Origin of the sequence: Streptomyces sp. NPDC058872 (genome assembly GCF_042743065.1) — a bacterium.
Taxonomy (GTDB): domain Bacteria; phylum Actinomycetota; class Actinomycetes; order Streptomycetales; family Streptomycetaceae; genus Streptomyces.
In genome coordinates this window covers 1-18,704 of sequence record NZ_JBHYMK010000095.1, presented here as the reverse complement: position 1 = coordinate 18,704, position 18,704 = coordinate 1, and the positions used below count along the sequence as shown (strand labels likewise).

The window sequence follows — 18,704 nt, the reverse complement described above, 5'->3', positions numbered from 1 at the left end:
GATGTGTATAAGAGACAGCGGGCGTTCTCCGTGCGCTACATTTTGCCGGTCCTTGACCGACGATCCCCTGGGATCGCAACCTCTCGGAGTCGGCGTTTCATGAGCGACATAGTCAACGGCCTCGGCCGGGCCGGCGCCTACGGCGCGCTCGGCGTGGTCCTGCTGATCCTCGGCATCGTGCTCGTGGACCTGCTGACCCCGGGGAACCTCCGGCGTCAGATCTGGGCGGACCGCAACCGCAACGCCGCGATCCTGCTGGTCTCGGCGCTGCTCGGCGTCGGAGGTGTCGTCTTCACCTCGATCTGGACGACGTACGACGACTTCGGCAAGGGACTGGTCTCGACGGCCGTGTTCGGTCTCCTCGGTCTGGTGATGATGGCCGTGGCCTTCATCGTCGTCGACCTCTTCACGCCCGGGAAGCTGGGTGCCCTCCTCGTCGATCCCGAGCCGCACCCGGCGGTCTGGGTGACCGCCTCCTGCAACCTCGCGGTCTCGGCGATCGTCTCCGCCTCCATCGCCTGATCCTCGCGGAGCGGACGCTCCCCGCCCGTTGCGCCGGCCGCCCGACCGCTCAGGTCGCGCTGGGCTCCACCTCCAGGAAACGACGCCCGCGCGGTCCCCGGTAGAGCAGCGCCTCCCAACCGAGCCCTGCCAGGGCGGTCGCGCAGGCGGCGAGGGCCGCCGCCTCTTCCCGGGCGGCGCCCGCACCGGGCGGACCGAGCCATTCCACCACTGTCGCTCCGTCCCCCTCCCCCGGCCTGACCCGGTATCCGGTGGACAAGCGTGCTCCGGAGCCGTCCGTGGACGAGGGCGGGATTCCGCCGGCCTCCAGGGCCAGGGCCACCGCACGGACCGGTTGGCGACGCTCCCAATCGGCGGGAACGTCCCTCGGGTCACCGCCCCGACGCAGGGTCAGCCGTCGGATCTGGAGGAGCCCGTCGACCGCGGTGCGGACCTCGCGCGACCGCTGCTCGGCCCCGGACCGCGGCAGCGGCGGGCCGTCACCGGTGGCGGCCTCGAACACCCCCGCGGCTCCGCCCCCGCCTCCCGGTCCGGTCACAGCAGCCGCCGGATGTCACCGCGGACCCGGTAGAAGCCGCCGGCGGCCGGGTGCAGGGCATCCACCACGTACCGCGCACCGGGCTCCCGGATCGCCCGCGGGAACTGCACGTTCCACCCTGAGTCGTACCCCTGCGAGACGACCCGCACCCGGGTCCTGTTCCCTTCGCCCACGCACTCCACCACCACCGAACCGGCCGGAACGTCCTGGACCGCGGTGACCGCGGTCGCGGTCGTGGCCGGCTCGTACACCGGGAGGGCGGCGTCGAGCTTGACGTCCCGGGCGACCGGAACCGCGCCCCCCTGCGCGGCCCGGATCGCCGCCTCGCCGGCGTCCACGCAGACCAGCGAACCGTCCGTGGTCACCAGGTAGAGCCGCTCGTTGCGGTACTGCATGGAGAGCGCCGAGCCGCCGCCGGTGCCGAGCTTCCACAGTCGGGTGCCGTCCTCCGCGAAGCAGTAGACGGAGGAGGCCGAGTCCCCCGCGAAGACGAACCGGCCGCCCGGTGAAGTGGCGCACGAGTACACCGGACCGTCACAGGAGTACTCCGCCTCCACCCGCCCGTCCTCCTTGGCGAGTCGCTGCACCTTCTTGCGGGACGTTCCCGCGTAGACCGCGGTGTCCTCCTGCCAGCCGAACAGGACCCCGCCCCCGGTCTTCGTGTGCCACCGCTCGCCGCTGCCGTCCGGCGCATGGGCGGAGACGCCCCGGGTGTCCCCGTAGTACACGGCGTCGCCGTCCGCCCGGACCATCCAGGCGTGCTCCCCGGCTCCGGTCCGCGCCCACTGGTGCTCGTCCTCGTGGTCGATGACCGTCAAACGGCCGGACCGGTCGGCGACGTGCAACACGCCCTCGTGGATGTCGAGCCAGAAGATGTCCACGTCGGCGGCGATGTCGTACGCCGCGAAGGGGAGCTTGGACGACAGGTCGTACACCTTCCCGTCGTCACAGCCCGCGTAGATCCAGAAGTCGTCGGCCACCAGGCACTTGACGCCGTCCGGCAAGCTGAACCTGGCCTGCACCCCTCCCTCGTGGTCGAGTGTGAAGACTTCCCCCGCCTGGTTGCCCACCCAGCAGCGGTCCTCTTCGACGTGGATGCCGAAGGCGGACGAGCCGGTCCGGAAGCGCCAGAGGACGGGAGCGACGGCGCGTGCGCTGGAGGGGGTGGAGCTGACCTCCCGACGCGTCACCGGGCGTGCGGCGCGCTGTCCCCGGACTGCGGGGGCGTACCCCTTGCGCACCTTCTCCCCGATCTTCTTCGCCGCCGCTGCCCGGGCCTTCGCCTCGGTCGGGAACGTCGAGCGCTGCATCTGCCCGTCGGAGCCGATCCGGCCGTAACGGACCGACACCGCGAGCGCCTCGACGGTCACTTCGTAGAACTTGTGGGCACCGCCGCCGTCCTGGGACAGCTCCAGATAGGTCGTCGTCATGACCAGAACGGTAGGGGTCACCACTGACATCGGCGGCGGTCGACGGCGACGGCGGTGTCCGGGTTCCGGGCACCGCGGTCGCCACCGCCCCGGCGTGTCGGGGCGCACGCCGGGGCGGGCCGGGCCCACGGGTCCGTGACGGGCCTCCTCCGGCAGCCGAACGGCACCTCGCGGCGTGCCGGACGGCACCCGGGTCCGGTGCCCTCAGGCTTCGACCGGGTCCGGGGCCGCCGGCTGTCGGTTCTCCTTGACCGTGATGTGTCCCTTGCGGATCGTGGCCAGGCGGTGTGCCCGGCGGGCGACGGCGCTGTCGTGGGTGACCATGACGAAGGTGAGGCCGTGCGCGTCGCAGAGCCCTTCGAGCAGGTCCACGATCTCGTCGCGCATCGACTCGTCGAGGTTGCCGGTCGGTTCGTCCGCGAGGAGCACCTTGGGCCGCTTCACCAGGGCACGGGCGATCGCCACGCGCTGCTGCTGGCCACCGGAGAGCTCGGACGGCAGGTGGCCGAGGCGCTCGCCGAGTCCGACGGACTCCAGGGCCTCGGCGGCCCTGCTCCGCCGCTCGGCGGCCTTGACCCCGAGGGGCACGAGCGCGGTCTCCACGTTCTCCTGCGCGGTGAGCGTGGGGATGAGGTTGAAGCTCTGGAAGACGAAGCCGATGTTCTCGCCGCGGACGGCGGTCAGCCTGCGCTCCGAGAGCCCTGCCAGGTCGACGCCGTCGAGCAGGACCCGGCCCGAGGTGGGGCGGTCGAGGCCGCCCAGCATCTGCAGCAGGGTCGACTTGCCGCCGCCCGTGGGGCCCTGGATGACGAGCCGGTCCCCCCGGGCGAGGGTGAGGTCGATCCCGGCGAGGGCGTCGACTCTCTTCTGTCCCCGCCGGTACTGCTTGGTGACGCCGATGAGTTCGTACATGGTGGGACTCCTGTGGTGCGTGGGTGGGTTCGGGCGGTCGACTACTCGACGCGGCGCAGTGCGTCGGCGGGGCGCAGCCGTGAGGCGCGCCAGGCACCGAAGGCACCGGCGACGAGACCGCCGCCGAGGGCCAGGAGGACGGCCAGACCCACGGTGGTGACGCTGACGGGGGCGGTGAGGGCGATGTCGACCGTCTTGCCGACCGCCGTACGGGCGCCGCCGAAGCCCATGCCGCCGCGCCCCCCGCCGAACGTGCCTCCGCCCGAGCCGAGTTCGGCGGTGAGGGTCGGGCTCGTAGCGGTGACGGCGTAGGCACCGGCAAGGCCGATCGCGATGCCGAGGGCGCCGCCGATGACTCCGTTGACGAGGGCCTCGCCGACGACCTGCCGGGTGACCCGGCCGCTCTTCCAGCCGAGGGCCTTGAGGGTGCCGAACTCACGGACCCGGCGCCCGACGGCGGAGGAGGTGAGGAGTCCCGCGACGAGGACGGCGGCGAGCAGTACCGCGTACGAAAGCCACTTGCCGACGTTGGAGGCGAGGTCGGCCGCGGTGTCGAGCGAGCCCGATACCGTCTGCGCGAGGTCGGCCGAAGTGGTGACGGTGGTACCGGAAACGTTCTTCTGGATGGCGGTCTTGACCGCGTCGATCCGTGTCGAGTCGGTCGCCTTCACATAGATCGTGGTGATCTTGCCGGCGGACTCGGAGAGGGTCTGCGCCTGCTTCAGGGGCAGATAGACCTGGGCGGCGGACTGTCCGCTGTCGGCGGCCGCAATGCCGATGATCTCGAACTCGACTCCCTTGACGGCCAGTTCGTCACCGACCGAGAGGTCCTTCTGCTGGGCGTAGGCACTGTCGACGACGGCGACCTCGGCGTCGGTCTCGGCGGTCGTGAAGGTGCGGCCGGTGGAAACCGTGGAGGTGGTGAGGGGTCCGAGGTCGGGGACGGTGACGTCAGTGCCGTAGATCGTGAAGGAGTCGACGTCGAAGGCGGCGCCCCCGCCGGTCACGGTGTCGCCCTCGCCCGAGCCCGAGCCCCCTCCGGCCCGACCGTCCGGCGGGTTCTGGCCGCGCTGGATCTGGCCTCGCCTGAACTCGCCGTTGATCTTCAGGTTGACGAGGCTCAGGCCTCCGACGGCCCGGGCGACGCCCTGCTGCTTCGCGACCGTGCCGACGGTGGAGTCGGCGAGGGTCTGGAAGCCCTGGACCATCAGTCGATCGCTGCTCTGCTCCTCTCCGTCCTCCTTGCCCTGGAACTCGAAGCGGGGCCGTTGCGGCTGCGCCCCGGCCTCGGGCCGTTCCTGTGCCTTGGTCACCGTCAGGTCCGTGCCGAGCCCGTAGAGGGACTCCAGGACCTTGCCCTGGGCGCGGCTCATGCCGGCGGAGACGGAGTTGACGACGATGACCAGCGCGATGCCGAGCGCGAGCCCGGAGGCGACGACGAGCGCCGCCTTTCTGCGACGGCGCAGCTCGCGCCGGAGGTAGGTGAAGAACATGGCCGCGAAATTAGGGGCCGCGCGTGATGAGGGGATAAGGCCCGCATGAGAGCGGGATGAGAGCGGCGCGGCGGCACGGGGCAGGGGTCCGTCCCGACCTCCGGGGCGTCCGGGGTGCGCTTCCACGACGTCAGGAACGGCGGGGAGGCGGTCGGGCCCGCACGGGTGCGACGGGACCTCCGGGCGGGGAGGGCGGGTCCCGACCGGGCGGGGGTCAGGCGTGCGGCAGCGCGGCGTGGGACAGCGGGTCGGCCAGTACGTCGTGGAGGACGAGGGCCGCGGCCCCGCGTGCGGCGTCCGTGGTGGCGGACGCCGGTCGCAGCCGGTCCCCGTCCGGGGCCCAGAGGCCGGAGACGACCCGGGCGGCGAGCTCCTCCATCAGGGCGGGAGCCAGCCAGGGCATCAGGCGCGGATAGATGCCGCCCAGGACGACGGCCTCGGGGTCGAGGAGGTTGACTGCTCCCGACAGGGCCCGGCCGAGCATCCGGCCGGCATCGGCGAGGGCGGTGCGGACGCCCGGCTCCGCCGCCTCTGCCCGGCGGGCGAGGTCCGGGACGTCGGCGGCCCCCGTCACGGCGAGCAGCGCGGCCTGTCCGGCGTACTGTTCGAGACAGCCGCGGGAACCGCAGCGGCAGAGCGGCCCTTCGGCGTCCACGACCAGGTGCCCGATCTCCCCGGCGAATCCGTGGGCGCCGCGCAGGAGCTCGCCGCGGACGACGATCGCACCGCCGACGCCGATCTCGCCCGTCAGGTGCAGAAAGGTGCGGAGCTCCCCGAGGGAGCCGAACCAGAGCTCGGCGAGGGCCGCCATGTTGGCCTCGTTGTCCGAGGTGACCGGAAGGCCTGCGGTGTGGGGGCGCAGTGCGGCGAGGGCCGCGCCGAAGAGGGATCCGGCCGGGACGTCGTTCCAGCCAAGGTTGGGGGCCTGTCGGACGGTTCCGCCGGACACCAGTCCGGGGAGGGCGAGTCCGGCGCGGGCCGGGGCGAGGCGGCGCTCGGCCGCCTCTTCGAGGGCTTCCGCGGCCACCACGGCCGCGCGGGCGAGGACGTCCTCGGCCTCGGCGGCGCGGTTGTCGAGGCGTTCGGTGCGGCGGATGCGGTCGGCGCCCGTCAGGTCGACGACGCAGACGGTGACGTAGTCGACGTTGATCTCGACGCCGAGGCCGGCGGGTCCGGTGTCCGCCGGCTTGAGGACGGTGCCCGGCCGCCCCGCCTGTCCGCTGAAGGTCTTGCCCGACTCCACGAGGAAACCGAGGTCGAGGAGCTGTTCGACCAGGGAGGAGACGGCGGGCCTGGTGAGCCCGACGCGGGCCGCGACCGCCGCCCGCGTCGTCTCGCCGGCCTCGTGGACGGTCCTCAGGACGAGGCTCAGGTTGTGCCGTCGCACGCCCGACTTGTCGGCCTTGGGTTCCGTGGGCTGGTTCATGGTGAGCGAGAGCCTAGTCGGCCTCTTTCGCCCACGCGGAAACGGTCCGTCGACGGCGCCGCCGACACGGCCGGTTCGGCAGCCGAACCGGCCCCTCGCATTCCGCACCGGGCTCGGGCGGGGGCCGTTCCGGCGGGCCCGATCGCCGGGGGCGGTCACGGGTCAGCACCTGCGGTGCCACCACGGCAGCTCCGCTTCCGCCGCCGGCTCGTGGTGCGTCCGGTCCAGGAGCACCGCGTCCAGGCGGTCCACGTGGCGCCGGAGTTCCCCGGCAGCCCTCGGCGGAAGCATCCACAAGGCGCTCTGCAGCGTGTCCCGGGCCCACTCCTCGCCGCAGCACCGGCAAGTGAACTCGGCTTCCCACGGCCTCCAGTCGCGCTTGGTGCCGTGGACGCGCACGGACCAGACGCTCAGCGCCGCCGCCACCACGCCCGGGGACAAGCGCTTCCCCTCAAGCTCGCGGACAGCGGCGTTCGCCCGCCCCGACAGGCCCGGAACGTCGCGGTAGCGCACCAGGGGGCTTCCCCCGCGGCGCCGCTGCCGTCGGAGCGAAGCCGGTCTCCTACGCGGCACGGCCCCTTCGCACATCCTTCACGGGCGCCATCCTCCCACGGCCCGGGACCGGCCGGACGGCGCCCCGGGCCGTCCGCGGCGGCGGGTACGGCCGGCACGGGGAGGGCGGAAGGTCCCTTCCGGACGTCCCCGTCGGCCGCCGCGGCCGACCGGAGCCGACGACCCGTGCGGGACTCGCGGGGCCGTGCGCGGAACCGGGCCCGTCACCCCAGCAGGGTCGGGGTCGCGGCGGCGAGCACCTCCTCGATCCGGTCCCAGGTGTCCCGGTCGCGGGGCAGCGGCGGGAGGAGGACACCCTCGCCCGTGCCCCAGGCGGTGGCCAGGGCCACCGGATCGGTGTCGGTGGCGGCTCCCGCGGCGAGCGCCGCGGCACCGAGGGCGACGAGTTCGTCGGCCTCGGGCACGAGCAGGGGGCGGCCGGAGAGCCTGCGCACGGTTTCGATCCAGGTCCGACCGCGCGCCCCGCCCCCGACGAGGCGCAGCGTGCGGTCCCTTGCGGAGGGTTCGGCGGGGTCGAGGCCGCAGGCGGCGAGGAGCCGGTCCAGGGCGCGCAGCACGGTGAAGGCAGCGCCCTCGTAGGCGGCACCGAGGATCGTGCGGGGTTCGGTGTCGTGGCGGAGGCCGGTGACGAGGCCGGTCGCGTGCGGGAGGTCGGGGGTGCGTTCGCCGTCGAGGTACGGCAGGACGACGACACCGCGGTCCCCGCCGGGCGCGCCGTCCTCGCGGTCGAGTCCGAGGAGGGTGGCGAACCGGTCGACGGCGAGCGTGCAGTTGAGGGTGCAGCCGAGCGGGAGGTACGTGCCGTCGGTGGCGGCGAAGCCGGCGAGCCCGGCGGCGGCGGCGCGCTCGCGGGTCGCGGCGAAGACGGTGCCGGACGTGCCGAGGCTGACGACGGGGTGGTCGAGGAGGCCTGCGCCGCCGAGGCCGAGCCCCACGGCCGCGGCCATGTTGTCGCCGGTGCCGGCGGCGACGACGACCGTGCGGGGCAGGCCGAGGGCGTCGGCGGCGGCGGGGGTCAGGGTACCGACGCGGGTGGCGCCGGAAGGGGCGACGGCCGGGAGCAAGGCGGGGTCGAGGCCGATGAGGTCGAGGACGTCGCGGTCATAGGTGCCGTCGGCGGTCCCGTACCAGCAGGTCCCAGAGGCGTCTCCGGGGTCGGTGACGGCGGCGCCGGAAAGGCGTTCGGTGAGGTGGTCGTGCGGGAGGCGGACACCGGTGGTGGCGGCGGCGCGCTCCGGCTCGTGCTCGCACAGCCACTGCCACGTGGCGACCGTCATGGAGGCGACGGGGACCGATCCGACGCGGGCGAGCCAGGCCTCGGGGCCGCCGAGGCGGGTGGCGAGCGCCGCCGCCTGAGGGGCGGCGCGGGTGTCGTTCCAGAGCAGCGCGGGTCGCAGGGGGCGACCGGTGGGGCCGAGGACGACGAGCCCGTGTTGTTGGCCGGCGACCGCGATGCCGGCCACGGCGGAGGACGGAACGCCCGCGTCCCGCACCGCCGTGCGGACGGCCGTGACGAGGGCGGTCCACCACTGCTCGGGGTCGCCCTCGCGTGCTCCGTCGGCACCGGTGACGGTGTGCGGGGCGCGGCCGAGGGCGAGGAGCTCGCCGGTGTCGGCGTCGACGGCGGCGGCCTTGGTGGACTGCGTGGAACTGTCCACGCCGATCACGACGGAGCGGCTCACGGACACTCCCTCACCTCGTTTCCCAGCTCTTCGGGGCTGGCGCCGGACGGCTCCATCCCCTATTAGTTATCACAGAAAACAAATCTGGCGGCCAGTAGCGAGGAGCCACCGTGGCCATGTCCTTCTCCCCCACTCCCGAGGACCGTTTCACCTTCGGACTGTGGACCGTCGGTTGGCAGGGGCGCGATCCCTTCGGCGAAGCGACCCGTCCCGCCCTGGATCCCGTGGAGTCCGTCGAGCGGCTGGCCGCCCTCGGCGCGTACGGCGTCACCTTCCACGACGACGACCTCATCCCCTTCGGCGCGCAGGAGGCGGAGCGCAACGCCGTCGTCAAGCGGTTCCGGGCCGCCCTGGACCGGACCGGGCTCGCCGTGCCGATGGCCACCACGAACCTCTTCGCCCACCCCGTCTTCAAGGACGGCGCCTTCACCGCCAACGACCGCGACGTGCGGCGCTTCGCCCTCCGCAAGACCCTCCGCAACATCGACCTGGCCGTCGAACTCGGCGCCACCACCTACGTCGCCTGGGGAGGTCGCGAAGGCGCCGAGTCGGGGGCGGCGAAGGACGTCCGGATCGCGCTCGACCGGATGAAGGAGGCCTTCGACCTGCTCGGCCAGTACGTCACCGAGCAGGGCTACGACCTGCGCTTCGCGATCGAGCCCAAGCCGAACGAGCCCCGCGGCGACATCCTGCTGCCCACGATCGGCCACGCCCTCGCCTTCATCGAGCGGCTGGAGCGACCCGAACTCGTGGGCGTCAACCCGGAGACGGGCCACGAACAGATGGCCGGGCTCAACTTCCCGCACGGCATCGCGCAGGCACTGTGGGCGGGAAAGCTCTTCCACATCGATCTGAACGGCCAGGCCGGCATCAAGTACGACCAGGACCTCCGTTTCGGGGCGGGCGATCTGCTCCAGGCGTTCTGGCTGGTGGACCTGTTGGAGACCAGCGGCTACCGGGGCCCGCGCCACTTCGACTTCAAACCGCTGCGCACGGACGGCATCGACGGGGTGTGGGAGTCCGCGAAGAACTGCATGCGCAACTATCTGATCCTCAAGGAACGCGCGGCGGCCTTCCGCGCCGACCCGGAGGTCACGGCGGCGCTCGCCGCCTCCCGGCTGCCCGAACTCGCGGTCCCCACCGCCACCGACGGCCTCGCGGGGCTCCTCTCCGACCGCACGGCCTACGAGGACTTCGATCCGGACGCGGCCTCCTGCCGTTCGATGGCCTTCGAGCACCTGGACCAACTGGCCCTGGAACACCTGCTCGGCGTGCGCTGACGCCCCGTCCGCACCGGCACGGCCCACGGCAGCGGCCCCACCGGGCGCGGCGGGGCCGCCCGCCTCCGCACCGGTGGGGCGCCACTGCGGATCAGCCCCCGAAGCCGCCCCTGAGGAGGGTGCGGCCCCCGTCGGGGCCGGTCAGGAGGACGCGGTAGGTGTCCCCCGAAGCGTCCCGCGCGCCCTCGGCGTGGTCGTACTGCGCCGCGAAGGCGTGCGGGCCGGGCGGCACCGTGCGTCCCGGTTTGAGCGTCCAGCGGTAGACGAGCGCACGGGCCTCCTCGGTCACCGTCACGGTGAAGTCCTCGGCGGGTCGGGTACGCCAGTGACCGGTGCTCACGACACCGGGGGTGCGCACGATCCGCACCTCGACGGTGAGGCCCGCGACCGGTGACCCGGTCGTCACCGCGAGGTCGCTCTGCGCCCACCAGCGGTTGCTTCCGGGGCCGACCGTGCCGGTCGCCCGCGCCGTCGGACCGGGCGCGGGGAGGGTGGTGACCGGTCCGGGCCTGCGGTCGTCCAGCGAGGTCGCCGCGAGGCCGCCGAGGCCGACGGCAGCCGTCACGGCGGCGGTGACGGCCACGACCACCGTCCAGCGTCGGCGCACCGACGGACGCGCCGGTCGGGTCGGCCGGCCGGTCGGGACGGGGGCGGCGAGGCCGCGTTCCACGCGGGCGAGGATGCGGGCGCGGTCGGGCCGGTGTGCATCGGCGGCCTCCTTGAGTCGCTGGCGCAGTCGTGCGTCGTCCATCAAGGCCTCCTCGCGGCGAGTTCGGTGGCGGCCCGGTCGCCGAGCAGCCGCTGCAGCTCCTTCATGCCCCTGGCCGTCTGGCTCTTGACCGTCCCGACGGAGACCCCCAGGACGAGGGCGGTGTCTCGTTCGGAGAGGTCGAAGGCGTGCCGCAGCACGACACAAGCACGCTTGCGGAAGGGCAGGGCACAGAGCGCGGTGCGGACGTCGACGACGGCGGGGACGTCGGGGCCCTCGACGTGCTCCGGACGCCGGTCCCAGAAGGCGGCGATCCGGCGGCGTTCGCGGACGGCACCGCGGATCCGGGTACGGACGAGGTTGGCGACGACCCCTCGGGCGTAGGCGGCCGGATGCTCGGCGGCTCGGACCCGGTCCCAGCGGCGCCAGAGCGCGAGCATGGCGTCGGCGGCCAGGTCGTCTGCGGCGTCGGTCTCACCGGTCAGCAGGTGTGCGAGACGGGCGAGTTCGGCGTAGTGGCGCTCGAAGAAGGCCCGGAACTCCGCTTCCCGGTCGCCGGTCTCGGCGTCCGGCGCGCTCACGGCGCTTCCCCGTCGGGGCGGCTGCGGAGGGCGAGGAGCGCGGCGCCGCACCGGATCCGTCCGCGGGTGGAGGGGGTGCGGAGCGCCCTCCACCCGGGCCCACGACTGAGGGTGCTGACCGGGACCCCGGCGTGGCGGGCGACATCGGCGGGGGTGACCACGTGTGTGCTCCTGGAGGGTTCCCGGTCTCCGGGCAGCAGCCCGACGGGTCGGCCCCGACCCTAAGCGGGGGTTCGACGGACTGTCCAGGCGGACCCCCGCCCCGGACTTCCGACCAAGGGTCGGATCGTCCGGGGGCGGTGCGGTCGGCCCGGGTCGACCGCCGCTCGACGTGTGCCCCGACACGGGCGGGGAGCGTGCGCTCGCGGCAGGTCCGTCGCGTCCGGCTGGCGGGCGCCGGGCCCCGGATGCGCGAGGGGGTGCCCACGTGCCGTGGGGGACGGGAGGGCCCGTGCCACCCTGTGGCGGTGCTTTTGAGCGATCACGAGAACAGCGTCGAGCTCCGTCCGCTGCGCCACCAGTTCTCCGAAGTGCGGGGTGACCCGTACGACGACGACTGGCTGGTCGTCGGCGGAACGGTGACGACCCCCGAGGGCAGTTGGTCCTTTGCCGATCCCTGTCTGCTGGTCGATGAGGCCCGCGAGCTGTCCGCCTGGTTGCGCGCGGTGGCCGCGGGAACGGTGGTTGCCACCGGGCCCGACGCCGAAGGCCGGTGGTCCCCGGACACCTGGTTCGTGGAACCGGTGCTGGCCGTCGGGCTCACCGATCGGAGCGGGGGCGGGGCGGTGGTTCGCGTGCACCTGTCCCTGGAGGCGGCGCCTCCGTGGCAACGGGGCGATGCGGGGGCGGAGATCTACGCGTACGTCGTGGAGGTCAGGATGGACACGGCCGCACTGCTTCACGCGGCCGACCAGTGGGACCTGGCGCTGACGGCTCTGCCGGTCCGTTGATCGGCGGCGTCCTCCCTCCGGACGGTTGGCCGGACCGCCGGGTGGCCGGCCTCCGGCTTCACCCTTGTGGCTGCGGGACCTGCCGCGTCGGTGCCGGGGCAAGGGCGGTCGTCGTCGTACGGAACCTCTTGGCCGCCGGCCCGACGCAGACCGGGGGCCGCGACGAGGTCGGAGTGCCCCGGGGGCTTCGTGACCGGGTGGAGTCCGCCCCGCGCCCGGCGGGCCGAGCACCGTCCGCAACGGTCAGCCGCAGGACCGCCGCACGATCAGCTCCGTCGGGAGCACCTGCCGGAGCGGCTCGACCGGGGCGACCGCCGCACCCTGTCGGAGCAGCATCCGCGCCATCGTGCGCCCCATGTCCTCGATGGGCTGGCGCACACTCGTCAACGGCGGGTCCATGAGCCGCGCCACCGGAGAGTCGTCGACCCCGACCAGGGCCACGTCCTGCGGTACCCGACGGCCCGCCTCCCTCAATACCCGGTGCGCACCGGCCGCCATCACATCGGAGGCGACGAAGACGGCGTCCAGGTCGGGCCTGTGGTCGAGCAGCAGTCGCATGGCGCGCCGGCCGCCCTCCTCGGTGAAGTCACCGGTGGCCTCGAGCGTTTCCCCGGGCGGCAGACCCGCCTCCGCGAGTCCGGCCCGATAGCCGCCGAGCCTGGCCCGCGCCACGTACATGTCGAGCGGCCCGGTGATGGTGGCGATCCGGCTACGGCCGCGTCCCACCAGGTGGGCGACGGCGGTCCGCCCCGCAGCGATGTTGTCGGAGTCGACGTAGGGCACGGGCTCGGCTTCGGTGCGACGACCGTTCATGACCACCGGAAGTCCGAGTTCCCTGATGCGGTCGGGCAGCGGATCGTCTGCGTGGACGGAGGCGATCAGCACGCCGTCGACCCGCTGGGCGGCGAGGTACTGCTCGAAGCGCTGCCGTTCCTGCTCACTGCGGACCAGGGTGAGCAGGAGTTGCTTGTCGGCTTCGGCGAGTTCGGCGCTGACACCGCGGATGAGGTCGAGGAAGTAGGGCTCCGCGAAGAGTCGGGCCTCGGCCTCGGGAATGACCAGGGCCACGGCGTCGGTCCGGCTCCCGGCCAGGGCACGGGCGGCCTGGTTGGGGACGTAGCCGAGTTCGGCGACGGCCCTGGCGACGGCCGTTCTGGCCTGCTCGCTCACCCGGGGGGAGCCGTTGATCACCCGGGAGACCGTGCCCCGGCCGACCCCGGCCCTGGCCGCGACCTGGTCCAGGGTGGGCCTGCCACCGTGCCGTCCGCCCACGACTTCCGTGCTCCCCCCGCCCGGCGACGTGTCGCTGCCGCCTATCGGAGCGCACGGCCCCCAAAGAAATGGGAGCGCTCCCACACTACCCCACCGCCCCCACCGCCCTCACGCATCCCAGCCCTCCGGAACAGCTCCCCGACGACCGCACGGCGGGTCGAAACCTCCGGAAAACCTCCCGGCAACGAATCCGTGCGCACTCCTTGACACCCGCACCCGCCGGGCAGCAACCTTCCGGCAGCGAAGTGGGAGCGCTCCCACTTTCTGTCACACAGCCCTGCACCGAGCCCGGGCGGACGCCGCCGGAGTCGCCTTCAGCCCGCCGGGCCCCTTTGACGCACATCGAGCACCACCTTGGACGAGGAGAGTGGAATGCACAGTTCCATCAGCAGACGCGGGCGCCGTGCGGCGATCGCGGCCGTCGCCGTCGTCGCGACCGGTACGGCCCTGCTCACCGGTTGCGGCAGCGACGGCGACACGAGCGCCCGGGGGACGGAAAGGATCACGCTGCGGATCGGGACCTTCGGTTCCTTCGGGTACGACGACGAGACCGGCGCCAAGCTCTACGCCGCATACGAACGGCTCCATCCCCACATCAAGATCGAGGAGTCGAACGTCTCCGACGGACAGAAGTACTGGGACACGCTCAAGCTCCGCCTCTCCCAGAACAGCGGCGTCGCCGACATCCAGGCCATCGAGGTGGGCTACATCGCCGAGGCGACCGGCACGGCGATGGCGGGCAAGTGGGTCGACCTGGGCAAGGAGGGCGGCGCGGACCTCGACGACTTCCTCGACTGGAAGGTCAAGCAGGCGACGACGGCCGACGGTCGGGTCATCGGCCTCGGCACCGACATCGGCCCCATGGCCATCTGCTACAACAAGGACCTCTTCGCCCGGGCCGGACTGCCCACCACGCGTGAGGAGGTCGCCGCGCTGTGGGCCGGCGACTGGTCCAAGTTCCTGGCGACCGGCGAGAAGTACAAGGCCGCGGCACCCGCCGGGACCGCCTTCCACGACTCCGCGAGCGGCCTCTTCAACGCGGTCGTCTCCAGCGACCCGGTGCAGTACGCCGACGCGAACGGCGAGCTCGACTGGGAGAACAGCCCCGGCGTGCAGAAGGCCTGGGACACGGCCGTACGGGCGGCCCAGGGCGGGCTCACCGCCAAGCTGCGCCAGTTCGACGAGAAGGGCACCTGGAACGCGGCCTTCAAGAACTCGAAGTTCGCCACGGTCGCCTGCCCGAGCTGGATGACCGGCATCATCAAGGACCAGGCGGGCCCCGCCAACCAGGGCACGTGGGACATCGCCGCGCCCCCGGTCGCCGGAAACTGGGGCGGATCCTTCCTCGCCGTGCCCAAGGCGGGCAAGCACACGAAGGAGGCCGCCGAGCTCACGGCCTGGCTGACCGCCCCCGAGCAGCACGCCAAGGTGTTCGCGGTCAACGGCAACATCCCCAGCTCCAAGGACACGCTCGCCTCTTCGGCGGTCCAGGAGGCCAAGCTCCCGTACTTCGGGGACACCCCGGTCGGCAAGATCTTCTCCAGCGCGGCGGCCGGCATCACCCCCGCCGCCATCAGTCGCTACGACGGCCAGGTGAAGACCTTCCTCACCGACAACGGCATCCTCGACATCGAGCAGCGCGGCACCGAACCGGCAAAGGCCTGGGAGAACGTCAAGAAGCTGGTCGACGACAAGATCGACCAGTAGCGGGGACCGCGTGCCGGTCCGCCGTCGTCCACGGGTGCCGGACCGGCACCGTCCGCACACCGCACGCATCGACCTGGAAGGACGCCCCCGTGGCCACCTCCGTTCGGGCGAAGCGGGACGGCGCCCCGCCGCCCGTCGCACCGCCCTCCTCCACCGGCCGGCCCCGCAGCCGCGGCCCCGTCCCGCCCGGCCTGCGCAGCAGGCTCCACCGCTGGGACGCCAAGGCGGTCCCGTACGTCTTCGTCGCCCCCTTCTTCCTCACCTTCGCGGCCTTCGGCCTGTTCCCGCTGCTCTACACCGGCTGGCTCTCGCTCCACCGGGTCGAACTCGGCGGCGAGCCGAGCTGGAAGGGGCTGGAGAACTACACCGACCTCGCAAGCAGCGAGTTCTTCTGGAACGCGCTGCTCAACACCTTCACCATCGGGGTGCTCTCGACCGTCCCCCAACTACTCACGGCCCTGGGCCTGGCCCACCTCCTCAACTACCGGCTCCGCGGGCGCGGCTTCTTCCGGGTCGCGGTCCTCGCTCCCTACGCCACCTCGATCGCGGCGGCGACCCTGGTCTTCGCCCAACTCTTCAACACCGACTACGGAATGATCAACGGCCTCCTCGACCGGGTCGGCTTCGCCCCGGTGGACTGGGAATCGTCCAAGTGGCCCGCCCAGATCGCGATCTCGACGATCGTCACCTGGCGCTGGACCGGCTACAACGCGCTGATCTACCTGGCCGCCATGCAGGCCGTGCCCCAGGACCTCTACGAGGCCGCCTCTCTCGACGGCGCCTCGCGCTGGCGCCAGTTCATCAGCATCACCGTCCCGTCCATCTGGCCGACGGTCCTCTTCACGGTGATCGTCTCCACGATCGGCGCCACCCAACTGTTCGGCGAGCCGATGCTCTACGGCGGCAGCGTCGGCATCAGTGGCGGCAGCGGCAACCAGTTCCAGACCCTGAGCCTGTTGATGTACGAGAAGGGCTGGGTGACCGGCGCGCTGGGGCAGGCCTCCGCGATCGCCTGGGTGATGCTCCTGCTGCTGCTCCTCATCGGCGGCGCCCAGGCGCTCGTCTCCCGTCACCGCCGCAAGAAGCTGGGGGGCTGACCCGTGGCACGCATCCTCGCACCGCTCCGCCCGAAGAGCGCCCGACCGGCCGCCCCGCCCGGCCGCCGCCTCCGCCCCGGGGCCGGCCGCCAACACCACGCGGGACCGCTGACGTACGTCCTGCTCGCCGTCGCCGCCTTCGTCTCGCTCTTCCCCCTGTACTGGAACCTGGTCGCGGCCTCGCACACCGGTGAGCGGGTCGTGGAGGCTCCGGCGCCGCTGCTACCGGGAAAACAGCTCCTGAACAACCTCGGCTTCGCCTGGAACCAGGTCGACATGGGCGAGGCCCTGGTCAACACCACGATCGTGGCGAGCCTGGTGGCCCTGTCCACCGTACTGTTCTCCACGCTCGCCGGTTTCGCCTTCGCCAAGTTGCCCTTCCGGGGTCGGGGTGCGCTGCTCTCGCTCGTGGTCGCCACCATGACGATCCCGCCCCAGCTCAGCGTCATCCCGCTCTACCGGATCATCACGGACCTGGGCTGGTTCGACCAGCTCCAGTCCGTCGTGCTGCCCTCGCTGGTCGCCGCCTTCGGCGTCTTCTTCATGCGGCAGTTCCTCTTGGAGGCACTGCCGATGGAGTTGGTGGAGGCGGCCCGGGTGGACGGGGCGCACAGCCTCAGGATCGTCTGGCACGTGGTCTTCCCCGTGGCGAGGCCCGCCATGGCCGTCCTCGGGATGCTGGTCTTCGTGCAGTCCTGGAACGACTTCTTCTGGCCGTTCATCGCGCTCACGCCCGACGGCAACCCCACCCTGCAGGTCGCGCTGGCCGGCCTCGGGGCGGGCAACCACACCGTGGACCACGCGGTCGTGCTGACCGGTGCACTCCTCTCCACCGTGCCGCTCCTGCTCGTCTTCGCCTTCCTCGGCAAACACGTCGTCGGCGGCATCACGGCCGGCGCCGTCAAGAACTGACCGGCCGTCCCCTCCCCCACCTCCGCGCCCCCGTTGGGAGTCCCCCTCGATGACCGCATCCGAAACCCGGCCGCTCACCGCCGTCCGCTCGTTCCCCCCCGACTTCCTGTGGGGTGCGGCAACCGCCGCCTACCAGATCGAAGGGGCGGCGGCGGAAGACGGCCGCACCCCGTCCATCTGGGACACCTTCTCGCACACCCCCGGCAAGGTCTTCGAGGGCCACACCGGTGACGTGGCGGTCGACCACTACCACCGGTTCCGCGAGGACGTCCGGCTCATGGCCGAACTCGGCCTGAACGCCTATCGGTTCTCCGTCTCCTGGTCGCGGGTCCAGCCCACCGGCCGGGGCCCCGCGGTCCAGAAGGGACTGGACTTCTACCGGGCGCTCGTCGACGAACTGCTCGCACTCGGCATCGAACCGGCCCTGACCCTCTACCACTGGGACCTTCCGCAGGAACTGGAGGACGCCGGGGGGTGGCCGGAGCGGGGGACGGCCGAGCGGTTCGCGGAGTACGCGGGGATCGTCGCCGAGGCGGTCGGCGACCGGGTGAAGCGGTGGACCACGCTCAACGAGCCGTGGTGCAGCGCCTTCCTGGGGTACGGCTCCGGGGTGCACGCCCCCGGCCGCACCGATCCGGTGGCTTCGCTCCGCGCCGCCCACCACCTCAACCTGGGGCACGGCCTCGCGGTGCAGGCCCTGCGCGCGGGGCTGCCGGCGGACCGACAGGTCGCGGTCTCGCTCAACCTGCACGAGGTCCGGCCGCTGAGCGGTTCGGCCGAGGACCTGGACGCGGTCCGCCGGATCGACGCCGTCGGCAATCGGATCTGGCTGGGCCCCATGCTGGAGGGCGACTATCCGGAGGACCTGCTGGCCGACACGGCCCACCTGACCGACTGGTCCTTCGTCCGCGACGGCGACACCGCGACGGCGAACCAACGGCTGGACCTGCTTGCACTGAACTACTACACGCCGACCGTGGTCTCGCGGGTTCCGGAAGGGGCGGAGAAGTCGCAGGACGACGGGCACGGCGACAGCGAGCACTCCCCGTGGCCGGGCGCGGACCGGGTCGCCTTCCACCGGGCTCCGGGCACCCCGACCGCCATGGGCTGGGCGGTCGACCCGGGCGGACTGTACGACCTGCTGGCCCGGACGTCCGCGGCCCGTCCCGGCCTCCCCCTGGTGGTCAGCGAGAACGGCGCGGCGTACGAGGACGTGGTGGGCCCCGACGGTTCGGTGCACGACCCGGAGCGCGCCGCCTACGTCCATGCGCACCTGGAGGCGGTGCACCGGGCGATGGAGGACGGGGCGGACGTGCGCGGCTACTTCCTCTGGTCACTGCTCGACAACTTCGAGTGGGCGTACGGCTACGCCAAACGGTTCGGCGCCGTCCGGGTGGACTACGACACCCTGGAGCGCACTCCGAAGTCCAGCGCCCGCTGGTACGGACGCGTGGCCCGCTCGGGAGAGCTGCACGCGCCCGGCGGGGACTGAGCAGCCGGAGGCGGGGGCCTACCGGAGGCGGGGGCCTGCGGGAGGCGGGGGCCTGCGGGAGGACCGGAAGTCCCCTTTCCTGCCGTCGGCGTCCCCGGTCGTGCGGCGGGGACGCCGACGGCCGCCTC

General features: G+C 72.8%; 17 protein-coding genes. 7 read left to right on the top strand and 10 right to left on the bottom strand.

Annotated elements, in window-relative coordinates; genetic code table 11:
* Positions 1-99: 99 nt before the first annotated feature.
* Positions 100-522 (top strand): DUF350 domain-containing protein, encoded by a 423-nt coding sequence (locus ACFW22_RS34075; RefSeq protein ID WP_386412246.1) that lies wholly within the window; start codon positions 100-102, stop codon positions 520-522.
* Positions 523-571: 49 nt separating this feature from the next.
* Here ACFW22_RS34075 and ACFW22_RS34070 read toward each other — a convergent pair whose 3' ends face one another.
* The 7 genes from ACFW22_RS34070 to xylB form a co-directional block, all read right to left on the bottom strand.
* A complete protein-coding gene (locus ACFW22_RS34070; RefSeq protein WP_386412244.1) occupies positions 572-1,024 on the bottom strand; it encodes a hypothetical protein in 453 nt (150 codons plus the stop codon).
* A gap of 32 nt (positions 1,025-1,056) precedes the next feature.
* On the bottom strand, positions 1,057-2,490 hold the full coding sequence (locus tag ACFW22_RS34065) for a WGR domain-containing protein (protein WP_386412242.1): 1,434 nt from the start codon (positions 2,488-2,490) through the stop codon (positions 1,057-1,059).
* A gap of 204 nt (positions 2,491-2,694) precedes the next feature.
* Positions 2,695-3,402 (bottom strand): ABC transporter ATP-binding protein, encoded by a 708-nt coding sequence (locus ACFW22_RS34060; protein WP_386412240.1) that lies wholly within the window; start codon positions 3,400-3,402, stop codon positions 2,695-2,697.
* Positions 3,403-3,443: 41 nt separating this feature from the next.
* Complete coding sequence (locus ACFW22_RS34055; RefSeq protein WP_386412238.1) at positions 3,444-4,895, bottom strand: ABC transporter permease; 1,452 nt, start codon at positions 4,893-4,895, stop codon at positions 3,444-3,446.
* Positions 4,896-5,109: 214 nt separating this feature from the next.
* Positions 5,110-6,321 (bottom strand): ROK family protein, encoded by a 1,212-nt coding sequence (locus tag ACFW22_RS34050; RefSeq protein WP_386412236.1) that lies wholly within the window; start codon positions 6,319-6,321, stop codon positions 5,110-5,112.
* Between the two features lie 162 nt (positions 6,322-6,483).
* Positions 6,484-6,834, bottom strand: coding sequence for a hypothetical protein (locus ACFW22_RS34045; RefSeq protein WP_386412234.1), 351 nt, complete (start codon positions 6,832-6,834; stop codon positions 6,484-6,486).
* A 263-nt stretch (positions 6,835-7,097) separates the two neighbouring features.
* Entirely contained in the window at positions 7,098-8,582 is a 1,485-nt protein-coding gene (gene xylB / locus ACFW22_RS34040; RefSeq protein WP_386412232.1) for a xylulokinase, read from the bottom strand.
* A gap of 110 nt (positions 8,583-8,692) precedes the next feature.
* Between xylB and xylA the strand changes: the two genes are divergently transcribed.
* Entirely contained in the window at positions 8,693-9,856 is a 1,164-nt protein-coding gene (gene xylA, locus ACFW22_RS34035; RefSeq protein ID WP_386412230.1) for a xylose isomerase, read from the top strand.
* Positions 9,857-9,947: 91 nt separating this feature from the next.
* On the opposite strand, the gene ACFW22_RS34030 is transcribed toward xylA, so the two are convergent.
* Both ACFW22_RS34030 and ACFW22_RS34025 read right to left on the bottom strand, forming a co-directional pair.
* Complete coding sequence (locus ACFW22_RS34030; RefSeq protein ID WP_386412228.1) at positions 9,948-10,607, bottom strand: hypothetical protein; 660 nt, start codon at positions 10,605-10,607, stop codon at positions 9,948-9,950.
* Positions 10,607-11,146 carry a SigE family RNA polymerase sigma factor gene (locus tag ACFW22_RS34025; protein ID WP_386412226.1) on the bottom strand — a complete coding sequence of 180 codons (540 nt, stop codon included), beginning with the start codon at positions 11,144-11,146 and terminating at the stop codon, positions 10,607-10,609. The genes ACFW22_RS34030 and ACFW22_RS34025 overlap by 1 nt, the downstream gene beginning before the upstream one ends.
* 467 nt (positions 11,147-11,613) lie before the next feature.
* Between ACFW22_RS34025 and ACFW22_RS34020 the strand changes: the two genes are divergently transcribed.
* On the top strand, positions 11,614-12,096 hold the full coding sequence (locus ACFW22_RS34020) for a hypothetical protein (protein WP_386412224.1): 483 nt from the start codon (positions 11,614-11,616) through the stop codon (positions 12,094-12,096).
* 243 nt (positions 12,097-12,339) lie between these two features.
* Here the strand turns inward: ACFW22_RS34020 and ACFW22_RS34015 are convergent, their stop codons facing one another.
* Positions 12,340-13,368: a LacI family DNA-binding transcriptional regulator gene (locus ACFW22_RS34015; protein WP_386412222.1), complete on the bottom strand. Its 1,029-nt coding sequence runs from the start codon at positions 13,366-13,368 to the stop codon at positions 12,340-12,342.
* A gap of 372 nt (positions 13,369-13,740) precedes the next feature.
* Here ACFW22_RS34015 and ACFW22_RS34010 point away from each other — a divergent pair, with 372 nt between their 5' ends.
* The 4 genes from ACFW22_RS34010 to ACFW22_RS33995 all read left to right on the top strand — a co-directional run bounded on the left by ACFW22_RS34010 (position 13,741) and on the right by ACFW22_RS33995 (position 18,576).
* Complete coding sequence (locus ACFW22_RS34010; protein WP_386412220.1) at positions 13,741-15,075, top strand: ABC transporter substrate-binding protein; 1,335 nt, start codon at positions 13,741-13,743, stop codon at positions 15,073-15,075.
* An 89-nt stretch (positions 15,076-15,164) separates the two neighbouring features.
* Positions 15,165-16,172 (top strand): carbohydrate ABC transporter permease, encoded by a 1,008-nt coding sequence (locus ACFW22_RS34005; RefSeq protein WP_386412218.1) that lies wholly within the window; start codon positions 15,165-15,167, stop codon positions 16,170-16,172.
* A 12-nt stretch (positions 16,173-16,184) separates the two neighbouring features.
* A complete protein-coding gene (locus ACFW22_RS34000) occupies positions 16,185-17,084 on the top strand; it encodes a carbohydrate ABC transporter permease (protein ID WP_386412248.1) in 900 nt (299 codons plus the stop codon).
* Between the two features lie 49 nt (positions 17,085-17,133).
* Positions 17,134-18,576, top strand: coding sequence for a GH1 family beta-glucosidase (locus tag ACFW22_RS33995; RefSeq protein ID WP_386412216.1), 1,443 nt, complete (start codon positions 17,134-17,136; stop codon positions 18,574-18,576).
* Positions 18,577-18,704: the final 128 nt, after the last annotated feature.